Here is a 4,134-nt window from a genome sequence, read left to right as displayed (position 1 = left end):
GGGGCGCCCACGATGTCGTCGACGACGGGCGAGCTGTCGGCGCGCGGGGATAGATCGGGGCGCTGGGTGGGCCGGGGCGCCTGCTCGCGAGCGCGGCGGCCCGCACGCGAACCCTCGGCCTCGGGGGCGGCGTTGCGCCTGCCGCGCCGGGTTCGTTCGCTGTCGACCCGGTCGACGAGGTCCTGCACCGTCAGTGGGGCCGCACCGGGGTCCTGGGTCGCGTCCGCGTGCCGGGAACGTCGCGCGCCCGGCTCCGGCTGCTCGGTGGGTTCGGCCGTCGGATAGCGCTCCCAGGGGGCGCGACTTCCGGGCCGGGGCGTTCGCCCACGCCGATCGTCACCCACCAACGAACCTCACTTCTCTAGCTGCCGCAGCATGCGCGTCATCGTCCCGGCTCCGAGTCGAACCGCAGCCGAACGATGTCCGCAATGATAACGATTCCGCCACGAGTGGCCACTCCTGTGCACAACAGATTCGCTGACGATCTCGTTGCGACGCTCTGACCGGCGGGGAAAGCGGAAGGTCGGCAGGGGAGAAATCAGCCGCCGCTGTGCATCACGTCGGCCGCGGCGGGGACGGTGTCGTCCTCGGGGTCGTCGAGCCAGCCGTCGGGGAGGGCGACTTTGGTCTGCGGGGAGCCCTGACGGCCGCGGGGGCCGAGGGCGTCGGTGGGGAAGGGGACCGCGGGGTCGAGCTGGGCGACGAGGTCCTCGAGCTGAGCGAGCCGGGACACGGTGGCGAAGCTGCGGCGCAGCTGCGAGCCGACCGGGAAGCCCATCAGATACCAGGCCATGTGCTTGCGGATGTCGCGCATCGCCTTGTCCTCGCCGTCGTGGGCGGTGAGCAGGGTCGCGTGGCGGATCAGGATCTCGCCGACGCGGCCCAGGGTCGGGCCGTCGGGGATCGGCTCGCCGCGCAGCGCGGCGCTGAGTTCGGCGAACAGCCACGGGCGGCCGAGGCAGCCGCGGCCGACGACGACGCCGTCGCAGCCGGTCTCGGTCATCATCCGCAGGGCGTCGTCGGCGGAGAAGATGTCGCCGTTGCCGAGCACGGGGATGGTGGTGACGGCTTCCTTGAGCCGCGCGATGGCCGACCAGTCGGCCGCGCCGGAGTACAGCTGGGCCGCGGTGCGGGCATGCAGGGCGACGGCGGCCGCGCCCTCGGCCTCGGCGATGCGGCCGGTGTCGAGGTAGGTGAGGTGGTCGTCGTCGATGCCGATGCGGAACTTGAAGGTCACCGGCACGCCTGCGGGTTCGGCCGCGGCGACCATCTCCTTGACGATATTGGCGAAGAGCCTGCGCTTGTACGGCAGCGCCGAGCCGCCGCCGAGCCGGGTCACCTTGCGCACCGGGCAGCCCAGGTTGAGGTCGATGTGATCGGCCCAGCCCTCGCCGACGATGATCCGCACCGCCTCGCCGAGCGTCTTCGGATCGACGCCGTAGAGCTGCATCGAGCGCGGGTTCTCGTCGTCGTCGAACGACATCATGTGCAGCGTCTTCTCGTTGCGCTCGACCACCGCGCGGGCGGTGATCATCTCGCAGACGTAGATAGACGTCGCGCTGCCGAACTCTCGGCACAAGGTGCGGAACGCGCGGTTGGTGATGCCCGCCATCGGGGCGAGCACCACGGGCGGATCGACCGGGTAGGGCCCGATCCGCAGCGGCGTCGTCACCTGGGGCATCGTCGTAGTCACGCTCGCCATTGTCTCATCACCCGAGGTCGCGACCGAAAAAAGCCCTGGTGCGGCCGATCACAGCGAGAACGAGCACCCGAACCGAGCACCGCGACGCGCCCGGCCCCGGCCGGGCACGCCTTCTGCGTTCCGCCCGCCACGCTGCCCGAGGGGCCGGCGCTGCGGGGCGATCTGTTCGGCCCCGCTGACCGGCGTCGCGGGCTGACCGCAGCACTTCGGGGGCTGAGCGGCGCGAGTGTGATCGATATCGCCCACTACCTGTTTCGTGTGGTTACAGCATCATGACCGCCCTCGCGAGCGGTCGGGTGTGAGCAACACGACAGCGTTCGGCCGTGGCCGATCGCTGCGCGCGCTACGGCTCAGTAACCTGTGACTGCTGGCACCGTCGCCTCCGGCGGTGCGCTGTCCCCACGTAATCGGAGAAACCACCCATGGCCGAACCCGCTGACGACGCCACCGACCCGACCGAGCCCGCCGCCGCGCCCGCGCGGCCGGACAAGGGGACGGTCGCCGTGCAGATCTCGTCGCTGATCGGCGGCGCTGTCATCGCCGTCCTCGCGATCATCGCGATCGTGCTCGGCGTGCTGCTCGGCTCGGCGCGCTCCGAGCTCTCCGATATCGAGGCCCAGAACGCCGACGACGCGAAGGCAGAGCAGATCGCGCTCGACTATGCCGTCGGCTCGGCGACGCTGAACTATCAGGACGTCAACGCCTGGGTGGCCAAACTGAAGGCGGGCACCTCGCCGGAGCTGTCCAGCAAGTTCGAGGCGACCGGCGACAAGCTGGAGCAGATCATCGTCCCGCTGAAGTGGACCTCCAGCGCGACGCCGATCACCGCCAAGGTGATGTCGCACGAGGGCGAGGTCTACAAGGTGGCCGCGTTCGTCGACGTCAGCACCACCAACGCCCAGAATCCCGACGGCCTGCGCAACACCGTCACCTACAACATCACCGTCGACGCCGGCAAGGACTGGAAGATCACCGACGTCGGCAGCACCGACGGCGCCCTGCCGACCAAGTAGGCCCACCGACGAAACAGCGCCGCCCTCCGAACACGGGGGGCGGCGCTGTGTGGTTGTCGGCTAGACGCGCGCCAGCTCGAGCTTCTTGGCCTCGCGGGCCAGCATCTTGTCGCGCTGCTCCTCGAACTTGAGCACATCCTGGCCCAGCTTGTCGAGGAAGGCGGCGAGCCGCTCACGGGTGGCCTCACCGCGCGCGGTGAAGTCGGTCCGTTCGAAGATGTTCCACTTCTTGAGCACCGGCTGCACGACCTCTTCGAGGTGCTGACGCAGGTCGTAGATGCCGTGCTTGGCCATCAGCACGCCGTTGCGACGGAAGTTCGGCATGCCCGCGCCGGGCATCTGGAAGTTCTCCACGATCAGGGAGATGGCCTCGATCGCCTGGTCGGGGCTCAGGTCCAGCGCCGCGCCGCACAGGTTGCGATAGAAGATCATGTGCAGGTTCTCGTCGGCGGCGACGCGCTGCAGCATGCGGTCGGCGATCGGGTCGTCACAGACCTTGCCGGTGTTGCGGTGGCTCACGCGAGTGGCCAGCTCCTGGAACGTCACGTAGGCGACCGAGTGCAGGAAGCCGGCGTCGACCTCGGTGGGGGAGGCGAATCCGTTGGTCATGTGGATCATGCGGGCGTTCTCGAGGGCGACCGGGTCCACACCGCGGGTGACCACCAGGTAGTCGCGCATCACGATGCCGTGCCGGTTCTCCTCGGCGGTCCAGCGACCGACCCAGGTGCCCCAGGCGCCGTCCTGGGAGAAGTTCTCGGCGATCTCACGGTGGTAGGACGGCAGATTGTCCTCGGTGAGCAGGTTGGTGATCATGGCCGCCTTGGCGACCTCGTTGAGCTTGGACTGCTCCGGATCCCAATCGACGCCGCCCATGGCGGCGAAGTTGCGGCCCTCATCCCACGGGACGTAGTCGTGGGGATGCCATTCCTTGGCCAGCGACAGGTGCCGGTTGACGTTTTCTTCGGCAACCGGCTCCAACTCTGTGAGCAGTTCGAGTTGAGTCAGATCCCTTGCCATGTAAAAACCCTTCGCTGTCGTGCTTACGGTCGAACGTCGCGATGCGGCCATACCTTACGGCACCGTAGGTGTGATGCGAAACGCAACTGAGCGGAATTCTGCCGAGTTTGAGCAACGCCACAACCTCGTCCGACGCCGTCTCGTCGTGCTGACGAGTCTAGGTGTTCGGCCCGCAGCGTAGGGACTATCGCTGCGGGCCGCACGGTGTTAGCTCCCGGTGGGAAACCTCTCAGCGCTTGCCGCCGAGCAGGCCGCCGAGAATGCTGCCCAGACCGCCGCCCGCGTTCTTCGCCAGCGCCTCGCCGATCACGCCGCCGAGCCCGCCGCTGCTGGTGCTGCCACCGATCAGCCCGCCGAGCAGATCGCCGAGGCCGCCGCCGGAGGCCTGCGGCTGCGGGGCGG

Annotated in this window: 3 protein-coding genes and 1 pseudogene; 1 reads left to right on the top strand and 3 read right to left on the bottom strand. The window is 68.9% G+C overall.

Features of this window, described 5'->3' with window-relative positions; translation table 11 throughout:
- Positions 1–344 (bottom strand): annotated as a pseudogene (locus tag V8688_RS31525) (LytR family transcriptional regulator); the annotation flags it as partial.
- 194 nt (positions 345–538) lie between these two features.
- On the bottom strand, positions 539–1,702 hold the full coding sequence (gene dusB, locus V8688_RS31520; protein WP_255587445.1) for a tRNA dihydrouridine synthase DusB: 1,164 nt from the start codon (positions 1,700–1,702) through the stop codon (positions 539–541).
- Between the two features lie 422 nt (positions 1,703–2,124).
- Here dusB and V8688_RS31515 point away from each other — a divergent pair, with 422 nt between their 5' ends.
- Positions 2,125–2,715, top strand: a complete 591-nt coding sequence (locus tag V8688_RS31515) for a hypothetical protein (RefSeq protein ID WP_218717538.1) — start codon at positions 2,125–2,127, stop codon at positions 2,713–2,715.
- 60 nt (positions 2,716–2,775) lie between these two features.
- Here V8688_RS31515 and V8688_RS31510 read toward each other — a convergent pair whose 3' ends face one another.
- Positions 2,776–3,732: an acyl-ACP desaturase gene (locus V8688_RS31510; protein WP_218717537.1), complete on the bottom strand. Its 957-nt coding sequence runs from the start codon at positions 3,730–3,732 to the stop codon at positions 2,776–2,778.
- Between the last annotated feature and the right edge of the window lie 402 nt (positions 3,733–4,134).

Origin of the sequence: Nocardia sp. No.11 (assembly GCF_038752175.1) — a bacterium.
In the GTDB taxonomy this organism is placed as follows: domain Bacteria; phylum Actinomycetota; class Actinomycetes; order Mycobacteriales; family Mycobacteriaceae; genus Nocardia; species Nocardia canadensis.
Note: the sequence above shows the minus strand (reverse complement) of the source record. Positions and strands in the feature narration are given on the sequence as shown.

Coding starts and splice junctions, on each gene's coding strand:
- dusB (WP_255587445.1), bottom strand. CDS start 1,702: ATGGCGAGCGTGACTACGACGATGCCCCAGGTGACGACGCCGCTGCGG.
- V8688_RS31515 (WP_218717538.1), top strand. CDS start 2,125: ATGGCCGAACCCGCTGACGACGCCACCGACCCGACCGAGCCCGCCGCC.
- V8688_RS31510 (WP_218717537.1), bottom strand. CDS start 3,732: ATGGCAAGGGATCTGACTCAACTCGAACTGCTCACAGAGTTGGAGCCG.